General features: G+C 51.4%; 20 protein-coding genes. 15 read left to right on the forward strand and 5 right to left on the reverse strand.

What is annotated here, in order from left to right:
- Window position 1 precedes the first annotated feature (1 nt).
- The 4 genes from fdrA to arcC are packed head-to-tail and all read left to right on the forward strand — an operon-like array spanning window position 2 to window position 4733.
- Window positions 2-1693 carry an acyl-CoA synthetase FdrA gene (fdrA, locus tag EVJ34_RS10185; RefSeq protein ID WP_131485502.1) on the forward strand — a complete coding sequence of 564 codons (1692 nt, stop codon included), beginning with the start codon at window positions 2-4 and terminating at the stop codon, window positions 1691-1693.
- Window positions 1694-1705: 12 nt separating this feature from the next.
- The gene (locus EVJ34_RS10190; protein ID WP_201739937.1) at window positions 1706-2977 is read left to right on the forward strand and encodes a YlbE family protein; all 1272 of its coding nucleotides are present in this window, start codon (window positions 1706-1708) and stop codon (window positions 2975-2977) included.
- The gene (locus EVJ34_RS10195; protein WP_131485503.1) at window positions 2974-3774 is read left to right on the forward strand and encodes an oxamate carbamoyltransferase subunit AllH family protein; all 801 of its coding nucleotides are present in this window, start codon (window positions 2974-2976) and stop codon (window positions 3772-3774) included. Before EVJ34_RS10190 ends, EVJ34_RS10195 begins: the two co-directional genes overlap by 4 nt.
- Window positions 3771-4733 carry a carbamate kinase gene (arcC, locus tag EVJ34_RS10200; protein WP_131485504.1) on the forward strand — a complete coding sequence of 321 codons (963 nt, stop codon included), beginning with the start codon at window positions 3771-3773 and terminating at the stop codon, window positions 4731-4733. The genes EVJ34_RS10195 and arcC overlap by 4 nt, the downstream gene beginning before the upstream one ends.
- A 99-nt stretch (window positions 4734-4832) precedes the next feature.
- On the opposite strand, the gene EVJ34_RS10205 is transcribed toward arcC, so the two are convergent.
- A complete protein-coding gene (locus EVJ34_RS10205) occupies window positions 4833-5183 on the reverse strand; it encodes a class I SAM-dependent methyltransferase (RefSeq protein WP_131485505.1) in 351 nt (116 codons plus the stop codon).
- A 242-nt stretch (window positions 5184-5425) separates the two neighbouring features.
- Between EVJ34_RS10205 and EVJ34_RS10210 the strand changes: the two genes are divergently transcribed.
- The 4 genes from EVJ34_RS10210 to EVJ34_RS10225 are packed head-to-tail and all read left to right on the forward strand — an operon-like array spanning window position 5426 to window position 9042.
- Window positions 5426-5827 (forward strand): hypothetical protein, encoded by a 402-nt coding sequence (locus EVJ34_RS10210; protein ID WP_131436348.1) that lies wholly within the window; start codon window positions 5426-5428, stop codon window positions 5825-5827.
- 4 nt (window positions 5828-5831) lie between these two features.
- Window positions 5832-6617 (forward strand): ImmA/IrrE family metallo-endopeptidase, encoded by a 786-nt coding sequence (locus EVJ34_RS10215; RefSeq protein ID WP_131436347.1) that lies wholly within the window; start codon window positions 5832-5834, stop codon window positions 6615-6617.
- A gap of 6 nt (window positions 6618-6623) precedes the next feature.
- A complete protein-coding gene (locus tag EVJ34_RS10220; RefSeq protein WP_131485506.1) occupies window positions 6624-7529 on the forward strand; it encodes a hypothetical protein in 906 nt (301 codons plus the stop codon).
- Between the two features lie 31 nt (window positions 7530-7560).
- Window positions 7561-9042 (forward strand): cryptochrome/photolyase family protein, encoded by a 1482-nt coding sequence (locus EVJ34_RS10225; RefSeq protein WP_131485507.1) that lies wholly within the window; start codon window positions 7561-7563, stop codon window positions 9040-9042.
- Window positions 9043-9127: 85 nt separating this feature from the next.
- Here EVJ34_RS10225 and EVJ34_RS10230 read toward each other — a convergent pair whose 3' ends face one another.
- Complete coding sequence (locus EVJ34_RS10230; RefSeq protein WP_131485508.1) at window positions 9128-9802, reverse strand: hypothetical protein; 675 nt, start codon at window positions 9800-9802, stop codon at window positions 9128-9130.
- Between the two features lie 304 nt (window positions 9803-10106).
- Between EVJ34_RS10230 and EVJ34_RS10235 the strand changes: the two genes are divergently transcribed.
- From EVJ34_RS10235 to EVJ34_RS10260, 6 genes are read left to right on the forward strand one after another with little or no spacing between them, the layout of a single operon-like run.
- Complete coding sequence (locus EVJ34_RS10235) at window positions 10107-10694, forward strand: glycerol-3-phosphate responsive antiterminator (protein ID WP_483297307.1); 588 nt, start codon at window positions 10107-10109, stop codon at window positions 10692-10694.
- The gene (locus tag EVJ34_RS10240) at window positions 10691-11782 is read left to right on the forward strand and encodes an ABC transporter ATP-binding protein (RefSeq protein ID WP_131485509.1); all 1092 of its coding nucleotides are present in this window, start codon (window positions 10691-10693) and stop codon (window positions 11780-11782) included. The genes EVJ34_RS10235 and EVJ34_RS10240 overlap by 4 nt, the downstream gene beginning before the upstream one ends.
- Entirely contained in the window at window positions 11779-12684 is a 906-nt protein-coding gene (locus EVJ34_RS10245) for a carbohydrate ABC transporter permease (RefSeq protein WP_131485510.1), read from the forward strand. Before EVJ34_RS10240 ends, EVJ34_RS10245 begins: the two co-directional genes overlap by 4 nt.
- Window positions 12681-13490: a carbohydrate ABC transporter permease gene (locus EVJ34_RS10250; protein WP_131436337.1), complete on the forward strand. Its 810-nt coding sequence runs from the start codon at window positions 12681-12683 to the stop codon at window positions 13488-13490. The genes EVJ34_RS10245 and EVJ34_RS10250 overlap by 4 nt, the downstream gene beginning before the upstream one ends.
- Before the next feature lie 12 nt (window positions 13491-13502).
- Window positions 13503-14813 (forward strand): ABC transporter substrate-binding protein, encoded by a 1311-nt coding sequence (locus EVJ34_RS10255; protein ID WP_483297324.1) that lies wholly within the window; start codon window positions 13503-13505, stop codon window positions 14811-14813.
- A 1-nt stretch (window position 14814) separates the two neighbouring features.
- The gene (locus EVJ34_RS10260) at window positions 14815-15504 is read left to right on the forward strand and encodes a glycerophosphodiester phosphodiesterase (RefSeq protein ID WP_161568905.1); all 690 of its coding nucleotides are present in this window, start codon (window positions 14815-14817) and stop codon (window positions 15502-15504) included.
- Window positions 15505-15539: 35 nt separating this feature from the next.
- Here the strand turns inward: EVJ34_RS10260 and EVJ34_RS10265 are convergent, their stop codons facing one another.
- Window positions 15540-16817 (reverse strand): glycoside hydrolase family 32 protein, encoded by a 1278-nt coding sequence (locus EVJ34_RS10265; protein WP_131485513.1) that lies wholly within the window; start codon window positions 16815-16817, stop codon window positions 15540-15542.
- Window positions 16814-19153: a glycoside hydrolase family 65 protein gene (locus tag EVJ34_RS10270; protein ID WP_131485641.1), complete on the reverse strand. Its 2340-nt coding sequence runs from the start codon at window positions 19151-19153 to the stop codon at window positions 16814-16816. Before EVJ34_RS10270 ends, EVJ34_RS10265 begins: the two co-directional genes overlap by 4 nt.
- A gap of 171 nt (window positions 19154-19324) precedes the next feature.
- Between EVJ34_RS10270 and EVJ34_RS10275 the strand changes: the two genes are divergently transcribed.
- A complete protein-coding gene (locus tag EVJ34_RS10275; RefSeq protein ID WP_131485514.1) occupies window positions 19325-20038 on the forward strand; it encodes a DUF1189 domain-containing protein in 714 nt (237 codons plus the stop codon).
- On the opposite strand, the gene EVJ34_RS10280 is transcribed toward EVJ34_RS10275, so the two are convergent.
- Complete coding sequence (locus tag EVJ34_RS10280; protein ID WP_131485516.1) at window positions 20039-21055, reverse strand: LacI family DNA-binding transcriptional regulator; 1017 nt, start codon at window positions 21053-21055, stop codon at window positions 20039-20041.
- Between the last annotated feature and the right edge of the window lie 24 nt (window positions 21056-21079).

The following is a 21079-nucleotide window of genomic DNA, read 5'->3' on the forward strand; positions in this document are numbered from 1 at the left end:
TATGTTGACAACAATCATTCAAGAAAACACATATCAGGACTCGGTGACGTTGATGGTGTTATCGAACCACGTCTCAAGTCTCGAAGGCATCAATAAAGTCTCCATCATGATGGGGACCCCTGCCAACCTTGATATTTTCAAAAGTACTGGATTCTATACAGAAGAGTTAGAGGCGGCGACGCCACAAGACATGTGTATCGTCGTCGATGCGGAAACGGATCAGACGGAACCGCTCTTGGCTGCGATTCATGACTTTTTGAACAATCAAACGAAACAGGATTCGGGAGATAAGAAAGAAGTCCGATCTTGGAAGGCGGCACTCGAAGAATTGCCGGGTGCAAACTTGGCCCTGTTGTCGATTCCGGGCCAATATGTCGAATATGAGGCCAGAAAAGCACTCAATCAAGGGATGAGCGTCCATATTTTCAGTGACAACGTTCCTGTCGACGTCGAACGTGAATTGAAGCAGTTCGCTGATGAGAAAGGATTGTTGGTCATGGGCCCGGATTGTGGGACCGCATCTCTTGCAGGGATTCCACTTGCCTTCACCAACGTCGTTCAAAAGGGGCGCGTCGGCATCGTCGGAGCCTCAGGGACAGGGATTCAAGAAGTGGCGACGTTGATTGACCGTCTCGGTGGGGGTGTCTCCCATGCGATTGGAACGGGCGGCCGCGACCTGTCGACTGAAATCGGTGGGATTTCGATGAAAGCAGGCATCCGAGCTCTCGCACAAGACGAATCGACAGACACGATCGTCGTCATCTCAAAACCGCCTGCCAAAGCAGTGCGGGAAGAGATTGAACAATTACTTCAACAAATCACTAAACCAGTCGTGGCCTTCTTCGTCGGTGAACACGGTCTGGCCCCAGACAATCACGTCGTCTACGCAGATACATCAGAAGAGACGGCGTTACTCGCACTCGGCAAGTCGACAGACGAACGGACACGGGTTGAACACATCCCGGGCGAGGCGACACGAATTGTCGGACTGTTCTCAGGCGGCACGTTGGCTGCGGAAACCGCAGACTTGCTCGCTCTCTCATTTGGAGTGGAGGCAGACCGGGAGCATCGTGACGGCTTCTCGTTCGATTATGAAGGAAATGTCGTCATCGATTTAGGCGATGACGTGTATACGCAAGGCAAGCCACACCCGATGATCGATCCATCGACGCGCATCGATTTCATCAATCGTTACTGTGATACGAATGACTCGATTGTGCTTCTGTTAGATAACGTTCTCGGGTACGGCTCGCACGACAATATGGCCGGTGCCCTGCTCCCGACGTTACAAGCGCTTCAGACGTCACGGCCGAACGTCCACGTCATCGTCAACGTTTGTGGCACCGAGCAAGATCCGCAACGGTACAGCGCCCAAAAACAACTCTTTGAATCAGCCGGTATCTTCGTCGCCGAAAGCAACGTGGCCGCAGTCGAATATGCCCTTCGCATGATTGGAAACGAAGTGCCACAGTTTGAACAAAAAGCTGTTCCAACGGTAGCATCGAGTCCGCAAACCGTCGAGTCATCGGAAGCCATCCAACAGTTGTTGCGCGCACCAAAAGTCGTTAACTTAGGTCTTCGTTCGTTCGCGGAAGCCGTGGCGAGCGAGGGTGGTCAAAGCGTCCAGTACAACTGGCAACCGACAGCCGGCGGAAAACCACATCTACAGCGCTTGTTAGCGCTCATGTCTTGAGGAGGAAAACAAATGAGTATCGGAGCCATGATTCAAGAAGCGAATGCGAAAGTCGTACAAACCATCCTAGAAGGCCAGCCGTTTTTGACGGACGTCGTTCCGGCGCATACGGTCATCCCTATCCTAAAAGATAAAGTGCTGTTACACGCCGGACCACCGATTGCATATGACGATATGACGGGACCGATGAAAGGGGCGGCCATCGGGGCGGTCATCTTCGAACAATGGACAGACGATTATGAAGAGGCGGAACGGATGCTCGAGCGTGGAGAAGTTACCTTTACGCCATGCCATCACGTCAATGCCGTCGGTCCGATGGGTGGGATCACGTCTGGGCATATGCCGGTGCTCGTCGTTGAAAATCGGAGCGGTAGCGCGAAGGCGTATTGCACGATGAACGAAGGGATCGGGAAAGTCATGCGATTCGGTGCCAATGATGCCGAAGTCATCTCGCGATTGCACTGGATGAAAGACGTGCTCGGGCCGGTTCTTTCGAAAACGCTCCAAGAGACGGGCGATGGCGTCAACTTGAACGTCATCATCTCGAAGGCGATCACGATGGGGGATGAGTTCCATCAACGGAATATCGCTGCCTCTGTCTTGTTATTGAAGGAATTGGCACCTTATCTCATGTTGGCGGACGTGGCTGACACGGAGCGGCGTGACGTCTTGCAGTTCCTCGCTGATACCGATCAATTCTTTTTGAACATCATGATGGCCACATGTAAGGCCGTCCTCGACGAAGCGCGACTACACGAAGCCGGAACGATCGTGACGGCGATGACCCGAAACGGGAAAGAGTTCGGTATTCGCATTAGCGGCATGGGAGACGAGTGGTTCACGGCGCCAGTCAACATGCCGGAAGGATTGTTCTTCACGGGCTATAGCCAAGACGATGCGAACCCGGATATCGGGGACAGCGCCATCACCGAAACATACGGAGTCGGCGGGATGGCCATGGTCGCGGCACCAGGCGTGACCCGCTTCCTCGGTCGAGCCGGAGCGAGTGAGGCGCAAGCGATCAGTGAAGAGATGATTGAGATTTGCGATCGCCACAACCCGAATTTGAGCATCCCATCTTGGGACTTCCAAGGTGCCTGTGTCGGCATCGACATTCGGAAAGTCGTCGAGACCGGAATCACGCCGATCATCAACACGGGGATTGCCCACCGCGAACCAGGAATCGGTCAAGTCGGGGCAGGAACGGTTCGTGCGCCATTGGCCTGCTTCGAGAAGGCGCTCGAGGCATACGCCGAAAAACTTGGATTGGTCCAACACGCATGAGACAGATTGGGGCGGCATACAGTACGTATGCTGCCTCTCTCCTTCAAGAGTTCCCTCAGACGCTGCAAGTCGAGGCCGTCTTTCAAAACGGCTATAACCTGCGAATGGGTGGACACTTACTCTATATCGGGACGACAAAAAATGGACACACGCCTTTTGGGATCCACTTAAAAACAGTCGATCGATTGGAGTGGAGAGTCGGGGATTGTTTATTGGCCGGCATCGGCGCGACCATCCACCATATTCAAACCGGGGTTACGATTTACCCGGACCGGGTGCTACGGATGAAAGTGGAACGGGTTAAGCCAAACCGAAGTAACTTGATCGCGAACCTTCATCAACTCGAACTTCATTTAGATGAGCTAGGTCATGATTGGAGTCACGCTTATCGAGAGCGACAAGAACCGTTGTATCAGTACTTGACGAACATCGGACAAGCGGAAGGGAAGCATTTGATCGGCTACGGCAAAGGATTGACGCCTAGTGGAGATGACGTGTTGGTCGGCTATATGGCCGTGTGTGAAGTGTTAGGACGACCGATGAAATGGCAGAGCGACTATGTGATGGCGGCTAAATATCGGACGACGAGGAGCTCAGTCGCGTTTTATGAAGCAGCGTTACGGGGGGAATATACGAGCGAACTCAAATGGCTTATCACCGCACTCTTGACTGAACCGTTCTCCAATTGTCAGGACGCATGGGAACGTCTCATTACGTTTGGAAGTACGTCCGGCCAAGACACGGCGCTCGGCATATATTTGGCATTGAAACAAGAACTGGAGGAAATGGACAGATGAAAAAACGAATTGTCATTGCACTTGGCGGGAATGCGATTTTGACAGATGATGGCACGGCAGAGGCACAGCGGGAGGCCATTATGGAAACCGTGCGCCACATCGCTGATTTGGTCGAAGAGGGACATGAGGTCGTGCTTAGTCACGGGAACGGACCTCAAATCGGGGCGATTTTGATTCAACAACAAATGGCTGACTCTGAGAAAACACCTGCAATGGATTTAGGGACGTGTGGGGCGATGTCGCAAGGCATGATCGGGTATTGGTTCCAACAGTTATTGAAGAATGAATTGGCGCGTCGCGGGATTGAACGTCAAGTCGTGGCGATGATCACCCAGTCAGAAGTCTCGTCCATGGATCCAGCTTTTGATCAGCCGACAAAACCGATCGGTCCGTTTTATAGCGAGACCGAGGCAGTTGAGATGCAGGCAATCGGTGACGTCATGATTGAGGATGCCGGACGCGGTTATCGAAAAGTCGTCGCAAGTCCGAAGCCGATTCAAATCGTCGAGGCACCAGTCATTCAAGACTTGCTCGATGCAGGGCATCTCGTTATCGCTGCCGGAGGGGGCGGTGTTCCAGTCGTTCGAGAGCAGTACACACTTCGAGGCGTCGAAGCCGTCATCGATAAGGATTTTGCGGCCGCGCAATTGGCCCGGTCCATCGAAGCGACACATTTGATGATCATTACGGGTGTATCGAATGTATACATTCATTACAATCAACCAAACCAAGAGAAGCTGGGGACAATCTCCACGTCTCGCCTTGAGCAGTTGATTGAGGAAAATCATTTTATGGCAGGCAGTATGTTACCAAAAGTCGAGGCGGCGCTCCAATTCATCGAAGCCGACTCGAACCGAGAAGCCGTGATCACAGACATCGCCTCGTTAAAAGGGGCAATCGCTGAAACAGAGGGTACGCGAATCCGATATGATGTCACGTCTCCGGACATGGTGTATTGATTGATTACGAATCGATAGTGGAATCAACACGCACACATCACACCTCTTTCTTTATTCCATATAAAGAAAGAGGTGTTTTCGTGTAGAGAGAACTTGGGGTCAAGCTTTCCGTCCCGTCACGGCGACCGTATGATAGTCGCGCGAGTCAGGTCCGCGTGTCTCGACGATGGCGGTCAGGCCGAGCGCGGAAGCGGTGGGGATGAACTGTTCTCGCACAATCGCTGCGATGCCGTCCCACGTCACGTCGCCTTTCCCGTCGCAGTACGTGATGACGAATGACCCACCTGGTGCGAGAACGCGATTGTCGGGCTGAAGATGCAGTTGCTCAATCGTCCAATCGACTTCGACCCGGTGTTGCCGGACCATCTTCTCGCCGATGTACGTCCCGACGATGCCGCGTGGGTTCTCGTATTGACTGTCAATCCATGTTTGGAGACGTTTTTGGACCATTGACTCAGTCCTCTCGTTAGATTTTTTTGTAAGTCGAGTGTAGCATAACTGAAAATCGCAAACTGGACGTTGTGGGCAAGAAATCTAGAAAAATTGACCTCCAATTAAAAAGTTTCTTGATATTCCGGTTAAAACAAACTTAAAATGAATTAAATGGTCATATTAAAGATTATAAATTTATTTTTTAATTATTTAGTTTGTTTTAACTGGAATAAAGGAATTGATAGTAAAGGGGGATTAAAATGAATCAAAATGAATTGAATCAATTGGTCGGTAGAAATATCAAGCTTTACATTGAAGCGACGGGAAAATCTCCGAAGTGGGTATATGAGCGAGCCGGTATGACGAAGTCGACCTATTACGACTTGTTAAAAGGGAGCGGCGATATCAATAAAAACGTCCAAAAAATAAACAGGTTGTTTCGAATCAACGAACCGTTTTATTTCTATAATGAACAGTTTGTGCCACCAAAAACAATCGAACAGATTGATTTAGAGTCTAATCTTATAAATGTTGCGGCTGCTAGCTATCATAAGAGCGGGAATGAACATCGTCTTGATGAAACGATGAAAATGCTTGAAGATTTCATCTCGATGATTGATGTATTAGAACGATTGAATCAAATAGACAAGGAGCGATCGTAATCTTATGATCAATCAGCAGAATCTGTTAGAAGTCATTACGCAGAATAAACGATTGCTGCCAGAAGTGATCAGCAAAGTAGAGAACACGAAAGACAAAGGCTTGTCATTTCGTTTAAAGACCCACGAAGCCATCAAAAATGAGTTAATGAAACACGCGCATGTATTGTTGTTTCCAAGCGAAGAGCAAAATTACGGAGGATTAGTCACATATCGAAACGGAAATTTTTATATTCACATTAATACGTCGCAACCAAGGGTTTACGAAAATTTTATGTGGGCTCATGAGTATTATCATTACATGTATGAACAAGAAGAAATTAAAAACAGTACCACGCAAACGTTTTTTGACGACTCTGTTTTAAGTGAGAATGAAAGAAAAGCTAACTTATTTGCTGCAGAACTATTAATCAACAGCCATGTTTTGAAAGAGTCGTATGAATCAATCAAAGAGCTTTATCCAGAGGACGACTATCGGTTGAACGTGATCCGTCTCATACCAATCTTTGAAGTGCCTTATAAATCGTTGGTCATAAAAATGACTCAGGATGGTGTAATTAATGAAACAGAGGGATTGAATGCAATCGATTATGACTATCGTAATCAACTGCCTAGTGATATCGACCATTCTTTATTCAACCCTACGCTTGCAATTAAACTGAACGAAATCAATCGTATGCTCCAACAACAACGAATCAATCCAATGCTTAGAGAAACGGATTTAGAAAGTCTTGAATCAGTTTATACGAAACACATGAAACGTCTTGTCGAGTTGCAGCAGGAGAAGTGGTGACTTTCGATGAGTGAGCTGAATGATTCGTTAATCACTTCAATTAATCCTTTTATCGATAGAAGGTATGTCCCACCGACTTCTCTTCAACAAGCGTGTCTGTTCGACACCATGATTTTGACTCGATTAGCCAAAATCGCGCGAGAACACCCTGAAGACATGAATCTCTTTATCGACGAGTTGGTTGCAATCAATACTGTTCTCTATATCCCGGAAACTATTCTTGCAGAAACGGCCGGAAATCAAGGTATGACGATGGAGCGATATCGCGATTTACACCAGCCCCTGTTCGAAAGACTGTCTGGGAATGTTCAAGTGCGCGTTCTTTCGTTTGAGATGATCTATGACATCTTAGCAACCACAATGGATCAGTCAGCACAGGCATTTCTCAAGTTTCGATTATTAAATGTCTATTTGAACCAAACGAACAAAATGATTCAACATGAGGTTGAGAGGGCCGCTTCACCAGACGAAATCTTTCATGCGTTATCACAACAGAAAAAAGATTTAGGAGAAAGAATATTACATCTATTAGCTTTTGTACTTTTAGAAGATGGGGTTCCTGATGTTCGTCTATTCAGCGATGAAGAAAAGGGTGTGTACAATGTGCGCCGTCTGCTCAGTGCTGATGAAAAAGTGCTCGCGTTGTTTCACATTCAGAATCAGGCATCCTTTCTGGCAACGTATCAGCTAGAATCATTTGATTGTTTGTTATGTAGCATCTTGAATAAACAACTAAACGTTTGGGATGAAGAGGAAATGGCAGTATTCTTGTCTAAGCATCGTGAAGGAAAACACCTCCATCGAAAAATTAGATTTTCGTATTCAGTTCGAGATGTGGACCAAAGACAACTTGATAATCAAGAACTCGTTCGATTTGTATGTCGGAATGAAGAATTCAGAATCACGTTCTAACAGAATGCGTACAAAGCAGAGGTGGATGTAAATGCGTTCCTTTTGGATTTTCGGCAATCAACTGTCGCACGAACTCGAGCTATTCGATCACGTTGAGAACGATGACGTCATCGTCATGATTGAGGCGACGTCACGGGCGACGTGGCGGCCGTATCATAAACAGAAACTTGTCCTCATCTTCTCGGCGATGCGCCACTTCGCTGAGGAACTGCGAGAAAAAGGCTACACCGTCGACTATCACGAGGCGGACTCGTTCCAGGAGGCGTGGAACGACCACTTCAAACGGTATGAACCGGAAGAGATCCATTACACGGCCGTCACCGACGCTGCGATGGAGAAGAAGTTGCACCAGTTCGGTCAGAAGCACAAGCTCGTCGAACATTCGGACGTGCCGCTCTTCTATTTAACGAAGGGGGAAGCCGTCGACACGATTGGCAATGCGCCGTGGCGGATGGACCGCTTCTATCGCCAGATGCGGAAACGGTTCGACGTCTTGCTCGAGGACGGAAAGCCACGGGGTGGCAAGTGGTCGTTCGATGCGGACAACCGTCAGCCGCCGAAAGCAGGACTCACGTTCCCGCCACCAATTCATTTCCGGCCGGACGCGATCACGAAAGAGGTCATCCGAAAAGTCGAGACGGACTTCGCCGACCACCCCGGAGACATCACTCCGTTCGTCTGGCCAGTGACACGCAGAGAGGCACGCCGTGCGCTCGCTCGTTTCGTCGAAGCGCGTCTCGAAACGTTCGGTCCGTATCAGGACGCGATGCTGTCGGACAATCAAGAGATGTCGCATAGTCTGTTGTCGGCGGCGATCAACATCGGGCTCCTCACACCTCATGAAGTCGTCGAGGCAGCGTGCGCAGCCGATGCACCGCTCGCTTCGGTGGAAGGATTCGTCCGTCAACTCCTCGGTTGGCGCGAATATATGCGCGCCGTCTATGTGGCGTCGATGCCTGGCTACGAGTCGGTCAATACGTTCAAGCACGAACGCGATTTGCCCGACTACTTCTGGGACGCGGAGACGGACATGCATTGTATCCATCAGAGTGTGAAGCCGGTCATCGAGCGAGCACACAACCACCATATTCAACGGCTTATGGTGCTCGGCAACTTTGCGACGCTGTTCGAGGTGTCGCCCCAGCAGACGAGCGACTGGTTCAATGAGATGTATATCGATGCCTACGACTGGGTCGTGTTGCCGAACGTGCTAGGGATGGCGCTCCATGCCGACGGCGGCAAGCTCGCTACGAAACCGTATATCGCTTCCGGCAAGTATATCGACCGGATGAGCGACTATTGTAAAGGCTGCAAGTATAATCCGAAACATACGACCGAGGACGACGCCTGTCCGTTCAACGCGCTCTATTGGCACTTTATCGACAAGCATGAAGAGCGGTTCGCGAAGAACCAGCGCATGAAGATGATGGTCCGTAACTGGCAAGGCCGCGATGATGAGGTCAAAGCCGATATTTTGGCGAAGGCGAGACAGACGCTAAAGGATATGTTTTAACGACAAAAATGATGAGAAAAAAATGACGTGAGCCGGATAAACTTCCTGGCTCACGTTTTTATAAGAACTTTTATTGATCGAACCATCATGGACTCGGCCAGTCGATGCCAATCTCAGAAAATGAGATTCTACTTTCTTCAATTCCTTCCACATCATTAGAATCCAGTATTTGAATATCCTCTTTCGATAAAACAATTCGCTCAGTAGGGTCCTTCAACTTTAAATGATACAGTTTTTCCACTAGTTCTAACTGCTCTTCCGTGAGTTCGTAATACTCTTCCCAATACGCAAGCGTAGCTTCATACGCTGACGCCTGTACTTTTAAAAGATCCGCCCCTCGTTCAAGCATGACGTCATAAGGATGACTCGAAAAAACGCGCTCGTCACTTTCCCATAAGACAGTCGTGACGACCGGACGAGTCGCTCCGTCCACTTCATCTAACAAGTATTGAAGCGTTTCTTGCTCAGCCATTTGTTGTACCTGGTCCGGAGCTTCGATGAAATATTGGTTTGCGTCTACTGGATTGACAGCGAAATAGTCGTTTCGGAAACCTGCGACATAGATCTCTTGACCAAATGCCACGGTCCCTCTGCTCCCTTGGCCATCATTGGTACTGTAGTTGTCACCCTCCCACGAATGTTCGTACGCTAAATCAGGAGCATCCGCGATAAAAACAGCATGAGCGATGGAGGCGAGGATGCAACCTTCCCATATGCTTTGACGGGTCCACTCATGTTCGGTGAGTTGAATTTTTTTCACGTCTATTCCCCCTAGTTATTCTCAAATGAAGGCTTTACTCGATTTCCGCTCACTAACAGTATAACTCGGTTAACAAGTAGACATTGATGTTAGTTCGGGTTGTTTGTAAATCTCATTCATGAAAGGTTTACGCTTTTTTGCACACGCTTCACAGACAATTTACAATCATCCGGTACGATAGGACTTGTGAGACCCCTCATGCCAAGTGAATAGCTATGGTAGAACATTCGAGAGACCAACAGAAGCCCGTACGTCGATGACGTCCTGTTTCTGTTGGTCCTTTTTTTAGGGAAGGATGATTCAAGTGAATGAAACGCTCCGCACAATCGGACAAGAGAAGATGATCGCCTCCATCAAATCACCAAAACAACTCGAGAAGTTCCTGCAGTCGGACGTGACGACGACGTTCCTCATGATGGGGACGCTTAGCACGCTCGACCGCTACGTCGCCCATTTGAAGCGGGAGAATCGGACCGTGTTCCTGCACGCTGAACGCATCAACGGCATCAGCCTCGACCGGGACGGCATCGACTATTTGGCGAAACGGGTGGGCGCCGATGGGATTGTGACGACGAAAGCGTCGGTCATCCAACATGCCAAACGGGCCGGCCTGATGACAGTGCAACGTCTGTTCCTCGTCGACTCGGACGCCATTTCATCGGGCATCAAGATGGCGAAAGACCAACAGCCGGACGCGCTCGAGTTGATGCCGGGTCTCATCCCGAGCGTCATCGAATACGTCGCGGAAAACGTCTCGTTACCGATTGTGACAGGCGGGATGATTCGGAAGCCGATTCATGTGCATGAAGCACTTCATCACGGTGCGTTTGCCGTCTCGACCGGGGACGAGCGGCTATGGGCGTCGCAAGGAACGAAGGAGGAGATCATATGAAATCGATTCAACTGCAAAACATCAAAAAAACGTACGACGAGACGGAAGTGATTCGCGGGATTGACGTGACGATCGAGGCAGGTGAATTCTTCGCCCTCGTCGGACCGTCCGGCTGCGGCAAGAGTACGATGCTGCGGATGATTGCCGGGCTCGAGTCAATCACGAGCGGGACGCTCCGCATCGACGGCGTCGCCGCGAACGATCTGAAGCCGAGCGAACGGCAACTGTCGATGGTCTTTCAAAACTATGCGCTCTATCCGCACATGACCGTCGAGAAGAACATCACGTTCGGGTTACATACGAAAGGACTGACGAAGCTCGAGCAGCGCGAACGTTGTTTGGAAGCGGCCGAGACGCTCGGACTGACCGACTATTTGAAGCGGAAGCCACGTGAACTGTCGGGTGGGCAGCGCCAACGGGTCGCCTTGGCACGGGCCATCGTGACCGAGTCGCCGATCTGTCTCATGGACGAGCCGCTCTCGAACTTGGACGCGAAGCTCCGAGCCAAGATGCGTTCGGAAATCCGGCAGCTGCAACGCAAGCTCAAGCTGACGATGATTTACGTCACGCACGACCAAGTCGAGGCGATGACGATGGCTGACCGGATGATGTTGTTGAACGATGGTGAGGTCCAACAAGTCGGTCAACCGCTGGATTTGTACAACAAGCCGGCGAACACGTTCGTCGCCTCGTTCATCGGGTCGCCGCCGATGAACCTGACGGCCGTGACACGGAGTGACTCGGGCTGGCTCGCCTCGGACGGACGTGTATTCCGACCGAACACGTCGACACGTGAGGATATGGGGACGCTCGGTATCCGGCCAGAACAAATCACACCGGCGAAAGACGAGATCACGTTCTACGCCGAGCTGAAGAACATCGAAGTGCTCGGGACGGAGACGATTCTCGCCTTTGACATGGGCGGCGCCGAATGGCTCGCCAAGTGGCCGGGACAATGGCCGCTCGCGATTGGGGAGAAGATTGCCTGTTACGTCGATCCGAAGCAGATGTCCTTGTTTGACACGAACGGGAATCGCATCGAGCCGCGGCAACCAAAACTGTTCGAGGCGTTGGAGGTGTTTCAATGACGGTCGCTCTTCCGAGACAACGAATCCGCACGCGGTTGTCTGACGCGGCGAGCGGACTGCTCTACTTGTCCCCGTCGATCGCATTATTTGGGATCTTCCTTGTCTATCCGCTGTTCCGGACGATTTACTTAAGTTTCTTTCAGACGGACACACAAGGGACACCGCTCAGTTATGTTGGTGGCGAGCATTACGCCAAGCTGTTCATGAGTGCCTCGTTCTGGCAGAGCATTCAGGCGACGGTCGGCTTCGTCCTGTTGACCGTGCCGCTCACGATTATCATCGCGCTCGGGCTCGCACTCCTCGCCAATGAAAAGTTACGTGGCATCGGGTTCTTCCGGACGGCGTTTTCCGCGACGATGGGGATGAGCGTCGCAGCCTCGTCGGTCATTTGGATGTTCATGTACAACCCGTCCATCGGCATCTTCAACCGCTTTTTGGAAGTGGTCGGGGCGAGTGGGGTGCAGTGGCTCCTCGACCCGCAGTACGCGCTCCTATCTGTGTCGCTCGCGACCGTCTGGATGAACATCGGTTTCACGTTCTTGATTCTCCTCGGCGGGCTGCAAAACATCGACCGGACGCTCTATGAAAGTGCGGATGTCGCCGGGACGGGATATTGGACCCAGCTCCGGGCGATCACGATCCCGATGCTGTCACCAACGCTCTTCTTCGTCGGCATCATCTCGCTCATCAACGCGTTCCAGACGTTCGGGCAGATTGACTTGTTGACGAAAGGCGGTCCGACGAACTCGACGAACGTCATCGTCTACGCCATCTACAAAGATGCGTTCATCAACTATAACGTCGGCGGGGCGAGTGCGCAGGCCGTGCTCTTGTTCCTCGCGGTCCTGGCGTTGACGTGGCTCCAGTTCAAGCTCGTCGAAAGGAAGGTGCATTACCAATGACGCTCCGGAAAATAGTCACGTATACGCTCCTTGTCTTGAGCACCGTCGTCATGCTGTTCCCGATCGCTTACGCGTTCTCGATCAGCTTGATGGATGGGAGCGAGGTGTTAAAAGGCAACCTCATCCCGCGCGACGTGACGTTCGACAACTATGTCGCCGCCTTCGAACGAATCCCGCTCATGACCTACTTGTGGAACAGTCTCGTCGTGGCGCTCCTCGTCATGGTCGGACAAGTCGTCTTGTCGAGTCTTGCCGCCTTCGCGTTCGTTTTCATCGACTTCAAAGGGAAGGGGCTCATCTTTATGCTGTTCCTCGCGACGATGATGGTGCCATGGGAAGCGACGATGGTCCCGAACTTCTTGACGATCCAGTCGCTCGGCTGGCTCAACTCGGTGTGGGGGCTGTCGGTGCCGTTCTTCGCGCTCGCGTTCGGGACGTTTTTGCTCCGGCAACAGTTCAAGACGATTCCGTACGAGATGTACGAGGCGTCGCAAATCGCTGGTATCAGCCGCTTCCGTTTCTTTTGGAACGTCGTCTTGCCCGTCTCGAAGACGCCGCTCGTCACACTGTCGGTATATAGCTTTTTGACGACATGGAACATGTACTTATGGCCGCTCCTCGTCACGAACACGGAGCAGGCGCGCACGGTGCAGATTGGAATTAAACAGATGCAGTCGAACGAAGTGGCATCGGATTGGGGCGTCGTCATGGCGGCGGTCATCTTGATCATCATCCCGACGCTGATGCTGTTATTCGCAGGACAAAAGCAGTTGCAAGAAGGTTTGACACAAGGTGCGATCAAATAATAGGGGGAATACATGATGAAAAAGAAAGCGTTATTCGCAGGGTTGGCTAGTTCGGTATTGTTGCTCGGGGCATGTGGTAGCGAAGAGGCGGAGCCGGCCGCTTCGGCGACGGAGGACGGGAAGACGGAAGTCGTATTTTGGCACGCGATGAGCGGGGATTTAGAGACTGCGCTCAACAACCAAGTCGACGCCTTCAACGAGTCGCAAGAGGAATATGAAGTGAAGCCGGTATTCCAAGGCACGTATGAAGAGGCGCTCACGAAGTTCAACGCCGTCGCCGGTTCGACAGATGCACCGGCCATCATGCAGACGTTCGAGGTCGGTACGAAATACATGATCGACACGAACAAAATCACGCCGGTCCAAGAGTTCATCGACAAAGAAGACTTCGATACGAATGTCTGGGAAGAGAACATCTTGAGCTATTATCAAGTCGACGGCAAGCAGTACTCGATGCCGTTCAACTCATCGACACCGGTGCTCATCTACAACAAGGACGCGTTCGAAAAAGCGGGACTCGACCCAGAGAAAGCGCCGCGGACATACGATAAGCTGAAGCAAGCGGCGAAGGCACTGACGACCGACGGACAGACCGGCTTCACGATGCTCAACTACGGTTGGTTCTTCGAGCAACTCGTCGCCGCGCAAGGCGGGTTATACGTCGATAACGACAACGGACGTAGCGGGGCGCCGACGAAAGCGGTATTTGACGGGGAAGAAGGACAGAACGCCTTCAATTTGATCAAAGAGATGTATGACGAAAAGACATTCATGAACGTCGGTCAAAACTGGGACGATATGCGTGCCGCTTTCCAATCAGGGAAAGTCGCCATGTATCTCGACTCTTCAGCTGGGATTCGCACCGTCGCGGACAATGCTGACTTCGAGGTCGGGGCATCGTACTTGCCGGTGCCGAACGAAGCGGAGCGTGAAGGCGTCATCATCGGCGGGGCCTCGCTCTGGATGGGTGACGGGATCGCCGACGAGACGAAGCAAGGCGCATGGGAGTTCATGAAGTATGCGGCGTCGAAAGAAGCACAGGCCAAATGGCACGTCGAGACGGGCTACTTCGCCATCAACCCAGAAGCGTATGACGAGCCGATCGTCAAAGAGATGTGGGCCGAGTATCCGCAACTGAAAGTGACGGTCGATCAATTGAGTGAGACGAAAGCTTCACCGGCAACACAAGGCGCGCTCATCTCGACGTTCCCGCAATCCCGTCAAAGTGTCGTCAACGCGATGGAGAGCCTATACCAAGGCGTATCGGTCGAGGACGCGTTGAAGCGTGCGGCCGATGAGACGACTTCCACCTTGGGGCAATGACATGTTGATTTACGCACATCGCGGCTATAGCGCCAAGTATCCCGAGAACACAATAAGCGCGTTCAAGGCGGCGTTGCCGCATGTCGATGGTATCGAGCTCGATGTCCAATTGACGCGCGACGGACGCCTCGTCGTCATCCATGACGAGACGGTCGACCGGACGACGAACGGGAGCGGCTTCGTCAAAGATATGACGCTCCGGCAGCTCCGCTTGCTCCGGACGGAGAGCGGGGAACGGATCCCGACGCTTGAGGAAGTACTCGTCTTGATTGAACCGTCCGACGTCACGCTCAACATCGAGCTGAAGACGGATCAGTTTGACTACGACGGAATCGAATATCTGACGTGGCTCGCCGTCACCGAGTTCAAGCTCGAGCAACGCGTCGTCTTCTCGTCGTTCAATCCGGATACGCTCGTCCGGTTACGGGATATCGCCCGAGAGGCGAGAATCGCCGTTTTGACCGGGGATGGGCATCCGAATCTGGTTGAATTTGTGGAACGCGTCGGGGCCGAGGCTGTCCATGCTCAACCGGAGTTTATCGGAACGAGAGACTGGATGACGCTTCGAGAGCAGAATCGCTTGATTCGACTATATACCATCAACGACCCGAACGAGCTGCCGGACATGACTGGTGTCAACGCCATCATGACGGACGAGGTCGAACAGTTTCAATCGAGGTCACATCAGTAAATAACACCCGAGACACTAGTCTCGGGTGTTATTAGTTAGAAGCGGTGTAAGGTTGCCGTTAGATCACCATGTAGTTGATGGGTGCGTGCAGACGTCGGATAGACGCGGCTCGAGAAGACGAACTCCCCATCGTTCACGAATACTTCCATGGAAGATGCATCGACGAAGATTCGGAACGTCGTGCCCGTTGCCTGTAGCCGACGGACATCTGTGCCTCGTGTCAATTCAAGCCAATCGCCTGTCTTCGAGAAAGTAGCGGCTTTTCCGAAACAGTCGAATTGAAAATCGCCATGCGTCGCAAACGACAACTCGAACGCATCTCCTTCGAACTTCGGACCAGCCAACACACGACTTTGTTGTCGAAGCGAAATCATCTCTTCAATCGGTGTCATGTATACACGATCATTCCGAAGTGATAGTTCACGTGGAATCGTCATCTGGTTCGTCCATCCCTCAGCTTGTTCCGGCCACTCGCGTTCCCACATGGCGTTCCAACCGATTAAAATCCGACGGCCGCGCTCGTCGAGAAACGTTTGAGCCGCGTAAAAGTCATGGCCATAGTCGAGCTCGGTGAAGGCATCATGCGTAAAACGCGGGAGTTCAAGATCGAGCGTGCCGACGAAATAGCCACATTGATGCAGGTTGTGATACCGGTCACCGTCGGGCTCCATTCCTTGGGGAGAGAGGAGCAAGACGTCTTGACCGTCAAGCGAGAAGATATCGGGGCATTCCCACATCCATCCATGCTTCCCGGTCTCGCCGGCAATGACGCCGCGCTCGGACCAATGGGTGGCGTCACCAGAGTCGTACAAGGCGACTTTCCCGTCCGTCGCGTCACGCGTGCCAAGCACCATATAGAAACGACCATCTACTTCCCATACTTTCGGGTCCCGGACGTGAGCGTTCCCTCGTTGCGGTATTTCAGAAATGAGTGGATTCTGCACAGCCTTTTCAAACGTCACGCCGTCGACAGACGTGGCGAGGCACTGGACTTGATTCAGCGCCTCCCGCTTCTCGTCGAGCCACGTGTTGCCGGTGTAATAGAGGTAAAGGACATCGTCTTTCACCAAGGCGCTTCCGGAGAAGACGCCGTCACGGTCATAGTCATGATCTGGCCGCAGTGCAATCGGCTTATGTTCCCAATGAAGCAGGTCGATCGATGTGGCGTGTCCCCAGTGCATATCGTCCCACTCCACACCGAACGGATGATATTGATAAAACAAATGATAGACACCGTTGAACTGACAGAGTCCGTTCGGGTCGTTCATCCAACCGAAGGGCGGAGCGAAATGGTAACGGGGACGGTAGCTCATACGGACAACACTTCGCTTGTGAATGTATCCGTGATTTCTCGTGTTTCTCCATACACTTCGATGACGAGCGGTTCGGTCGAAGGCGTGCGACGCGTGATCGTGACTTGATCTTGAGACGCTTGAACGTCGAGTGTCTCACCTTTCCAATCAATCGAGTACGTGAGGGCGTTCCACGCTTGCGGGAGCATTGGCGAGATGCGCAAGTTTCCACCTGTCATCCGGACACCGCCGAATCCGTTGACGACCGCTTGCCAAATCCCACCGAGCGATGCCGCGTGGATTCCTGCGTCAGACGTCTTCATATTCGGTCCGAGGTCGATTTCAGACGCGCGACGGAATAAGTCGTAGGCGAGCTTCTGGTCGCCGAGGTCTGAAGCAAGGACGCTATGTGTCGACAGAGAGAGCGACGAGTCATGTAGCGTCTTCGGCTCATAGTACTCCCAGTTGGCACGTTTGACGTCTGCCGAGAACAAATCTTCGAGCAAGTACATCAAAATCATGACGTCTGCTTGTTTCGATACTTGAATCTCGTTCACTTGCTCGAGGTTGTAGTCATAAAACATCGAGCCGACGTTTTCTTGGTTTTTGTATTTCGTTAAATCGATGATTTCTTTCTGTAGGTACGTGTCATCTTGTGGCAAGACACCATCTTCACGGGCTTGCGGCAAGTAAATCAAGTCAAGGACGTGACGGAACCGTTCGTCAGCTGTCTCCAAATCGAGCTTTTCGTTCAACTGTTCGAACAGTTCCGGCTTCTCTTGACGGAGCAGTTCCACATACTGAATCGCTGTTTGGATGTTCCAGTGCGCCGTGTAGTTCGTGAACGCATTGTTATCGACATGTTCCTTATACTCATCGGGACCGACGACTTGATTGATGTCATAGCGACCCTCAGCTTCATTCCACTCGAGTCGACTTGCCCAGAACTTGGCCGTATCGATGAGCAGTTCATAGCCGTAATTATCCATGAAATCTTGGTCACCCGTAACATGATAGTACTGCCAAGCCGCGAACGCGATGTCGGACGTGATATGTTGCTCGATGAAACCTGACCAAATCTTCGTCGCTTCACCTGTCACGATATCGGCGGCACCCCAGACTGGTGTCACTTCACCATCGTCGAGCCATGCCGATTCCCATGGAAACATCGCCCCCTCGTATCCGTTCTCTTTCGCTTTGCGGTGCGCTCCCGGCAATGATAAATAGCGATATTCGAGCAGACTGCGCGCGATTTTCGGGTTCGTGTACGTATAGTAAGGCAAGATGAAGATTTCAGTGTCCCAGAACGTATGACCTTTATAGCCTTCGCCTGACAATCCTTTCGCCGCGACATTCATCCGGTGATCATGTTTCGGGGTCATGACTGCTAAGTGGTACTGAGCGAAGCGGATTGCCAACTGATCGAACATTTCTTCCGATTCAATCGTAATGGGTGCGTGCGACCAGACGAGTTCGTCCCAAGCATTGACGTGGTCATTGAATAAACGATCGTATCCTTGTGCTTCGACGTCACGTGTCGCGTTCAATGCGAAGTTGGCAAGTTCTTCTGTCGTATCGACAGACAAGTCGCGATCACGGGATGTAAAGACGGTCGAATACTTCTCAATCGTCAATGTCTCATTCGCAGGGATGACGACGTCCGAATAGTCGAAGAAGATTTGGCGACGATCCATTTTGATGATGGACTTTGGCTCGAACGGCTCATGTTGGCTGAAACGATGAACGCTATGGAACGCAAAGTCGATGCCGGACTCGGTCGTCGTCTGTAGTTGCTGCATGAATCGACCGTCATAGAGACGTTTGTCGCCTTCTAAAAAATGTTGGACCCCACTGTTCGTCATTTGTCCATTAATCCCGGATGTCATCGTCAACACGCTCTCTTGTTTTGGTGTGATAGTGACACGTTGGGCGATGACATGCAAATTGTCCATTGACACGAAACGACGGAAGATGAGGTCATAAAGATCACCGTTTGGACTCTGCCACGTGACGTCACGCACGAGTTCGGCCTGTTTCAAGTTCAACGTGCGACGGTAGGCGAGAATCTCACCTTGCGTCAAATCAAAGCGGACCCCATTCAATGTGAACTCCATCCATAACACATCCGACGCGTTCGGCAGTTCGGTCACTTCGTTATCAGCAAATTTATTGAACGTTCCCGCGACAAATAAATTTCGTTGCTCGTTGGCATAGTGCTCCTCTGTGACCGAACGAAGTCCCATGTAGCCGTTTCCGAGCGAAAATACAGCTTCCCCTTTACCAAGCCAATTTGTACGGAACCCGTCCTCTGCAACGAGCCAATGTTGTAACTCCCCAGTACCAGTCGTATAGTTCATCAGTGTATTCGTCACCTTGTAACCTCCTGTATAATAAAGCGCTTTCTTGATTCGACCCCATTTTATCCGAAACGTTTCGGATATTCAACACTAATTTTCGTTCAATTTCTTCCATTACCTCGAAAAACGTGATTAAATGGGGTCAGAAACGTTTTAGAAAAGGGGTTTGACATGGAGCAGGTGATTGCTAGTCTGGGGTTTCAGTTCGAGAAGGTACAAGCATGGAGAAAGCAATCGATTTGGAAATCGATTTTCTATGTGATTATTGCGGTACTGATGGCGAACGCGCTCGTGTTCGGTTTGAAATGGGTGAACCAATCCAACGAAGCTGCGACGGAGTTGCCGGTGTTTACAGTCACAGAGGACGGAATTCAATACGAAGAGCCATTCCTATTCAACATGGAAGTGCTGGATTTGACGGTGATGGTAGGGGAAGAGCGGGAAACGGACGCGTTACAGACGCTCTTACTAGAGGACTCGGGCTGGGTGTTCAAACGCAGCGGCGTCTCGACCGATTTGAAGGCATACAGTAGCTTGCTCGGATTTTTAGGCGAGACGGAATTGACGGAACGAGATGTCGCGCAGATTCTAGAGGATTTGAAATGGTTCTACCCGCTCTACATTTATGGGGCGATCGTGGTGGATGTATTGATTCATCTCGTCGTCATTTCTTTCCTTGCCCTCGCAGGACTCGGATTCCGTCGCTTCGTGCCGATTCGCTATAAAGAGGCGTGGACGATTACGGCTTATGGCATCACGGCGCCGCTGTTAGTGCGAACAGTTATCGCTTTATTGCCGGTCACTGTGCCGATGCTATCTGTTCTATATTGGGCAACCGTCGGCATCTTTGCGTTTATGACGATACGAAAAATCGGCGATGAATGATCATCGCCGATTTTTCGCGACCGATTCTCTTAGAATCAGCTCATTATTGACGAACGCCTCGTGCGGCACGTCTTGTCCCTCGACGATATGGACGACCATCGAAGCGGCCTTCCGGCCCATCTCATACGGCTGTTGGCCGACCGTAGTAAGGGGCGGGGACACGTATTGGGACAACAAGATGTTATCAAACCCGATAATCGACAAATCTTCTGGCACATTCAAGCCGAGTTCACGTGTGGCCTGAAGGACACCGAGCGCCATCACGTCGGATGCGCAGAAGAACGCGGTTACCTCGGGATGGTTCAACAAAAACGGCAAGGCCGCGCTTTTTGAGGCGAGTTCTTCAAAATCACCGTTCAATACGTAATCATCACGAAACTCGATCCCGTTCTCTTGAAGCACTTGACGATACGCGTCATATCTGACCGTCGAGACATACGCATGGGCTGCACCGTTCATGAAGGCGATGTGACGATGCCCGAGTCGAATCAAATAGCGGACGGCCTGCTTGGCGCTTTCTAGTTGATTCGAAGTCACGTATCCGGTGTTCACGCCTTCGACAGGAATATCGACTAATACACAAGGAACAGTGCTCTCGATGGCTTCGAGCAAGTACGGGTCATCGCGTTTCAACCCTTGGATGACGACACCGTCAAGCTGGCGTTCGGCGCACATCTGGCCGTACGTTTTATTTTTTTGTTTAGACGTCGTCGTCGAGAGGAGGACGAACTCATAATCGAGCGTGGACAGCTCATCCGATACGCCACAGAGCGTCTCGAACAGAAAATTATCCTTCACACTTTCTCGTTTCAAGTCGGTGACGAGAAAGCCGATTGTCTTCGATTGCTTCTTAACTAGGCTACGAGCGAGGATGTTCGGGCTGTAACCGAGCTCTTTCGCGACGCTCATAATCTTGTCTCGCGTCTCTTTATTTACATCATCATACCCGTTCAACGCGCGGGACACGGTCGTGACGGAAAAGCCTGACGCTTTGGAGACATCTTTCAAAGTGGCCATGGTGGTAGACTCCTTCTCTATGAA

It is taken from the genome of Exiguobacterium sp. SL-9 (assembly GCF_004336985.1).
Classification (GTDB): domain Bacteria; phylum Bacillota; class Bacilli; order Exiguobacteriales; family Exiguobacteriaceae; genus Exiguobacterium.

What these genes read in the sequence shown, in the direction of transcription:
- EVJ34_RS10250 (WP_131436337.1), top strand. Translation starts at nt 12,681, where the DNA reads ATGACGCTCCGGAAAATAGTCACGTATACGCTCCTTGTCTTGAGCACC.
- fdrA (WP_131485502.1), top strand. Translation starts at nt 2, where the DNA reads ATGTTGACAACAATCATTCAAGAAAACACATATCAGGACTCGGTGACG.
- EVJ34_RS10270 (WP_131485641.1), bottom strand. Translation starts at nt 19,153, where the DNA reads ATGAACTATACGACTGGTACTGGGGAGTTACAACATTGGCTCGTTGCA.
- EVJ34_RS10240 (WP_131485509.1), top strand. Translation starts at nt 10,691, where the DNA reads ATGAAATCGATTCAACTGCAAAACATCAAAAAAACGTACGACGAGACG.
- EVJ34_RS10195 (WP_131485503.1), top strand. Translation starts at nt 2,974, where the DNA reads ATGAGACAGATTGGGGCGGCATACAGTACGTATGCTGCCTCTCTCCTT.
- EVJ34_RS10275 (WP_131485514.1), top strand. Translation starts at nt 19,325, where the DNA reads ATGGAGCAGGTGATTGCTAGTCTGGGGTTTCAGTTCGAGAAGGTACAA.
- EVJ34_RS10255 (WP_483297324.1), top strand. Translation starts at nt 13,503, where the DNA reads ATGATGAAAAAGAAAGCGTTATTCGCAGGGTTGGCTAGTTCGGTATTG.
- EVJ34_RS10190 (WP_201739937.1), top strand. Translation starts at nt 1,706, where the DNA reads ATGAGTATCGGAGCCATGATTCAAGAAGCGAATGCGAAAGTCGTACAA.
- EVJ34_RS10215 (WP_131436347.1), top strand. Translation starts at nt 5,832, where the DNA reads ATGATCAATCAGCAGAATCTGTTAGAAGTCATTACGCAGAATAAACGA.
- EVJ34_RS10280 (WP_131485516.1), bottom strand. Translation starts at nt 21,055, where the DNA reads ATGGCCACTTTGAAAGATGTCTCCAAAGCGTCAGGCTTTTCCGTCACG.
- EVJ34_RS10220 (WP_131485506.1), top strand. Translation starts at nt 6,624, where the DNA reads ATGAGTGAGCTGAATGATTCGTTAATCACTTCAATTAATCCTTTTATC.
- arcC (WP_131485504.1), top strand. Translation starts at nt 3,771, where the DNA reads ATGAAAAAACGAATTGTCATTGCACTTGGCGGGAATGCGATTTTGACA.
- EVJ34_RS10260 (WP_161568905.1), top strand. Translation starts at nt 14,815, where the DNA reads ATGTTGATTTACGCACATCGCGGCTATAGCGCCAAGTATCCCGAGAAC.
- EVJ34_RS10265 (WP_131485513.1), bottom strand. Translation starts at nt 16,817, where the DNA reads ATGAGCTACCGTCCCCGTTACCATTTCGCTCCGCCCTTCGGTTGGATG.
- EVJ34_RS10225 (WP_131485507.1), top strand. Translation starts at nt 7,561, where the DNA reads ATGCGTTCCTTTTGGATTTTCGGCAATCAACTGTCGCACGAACTCGAG.
- EVJ34_RS10205 (WP_131485505.1), bottom strand. Translation starts at nt 5,183, where the DNA reads ATGGTCCAAAAACGTCTCCAAACATGGATTGACAGTCAATACGAGAAC.
- EVJ34_RS10245 (WP_131485510.1), top strand. Translation starts at nt 11,779, where the DNA reads ATGACGGTCGCTCTTCCGAGACAACGAATCCGCACGCGGTTGTCTGAC.
- EVJ34_RS10210 (WP_131436348.1), top strand. Translation starts at nt 5,426, where the DNA reads ATGAATCAAAATGAATTGAATCAATTGGTCGGTAGAAATATCAAGCTT.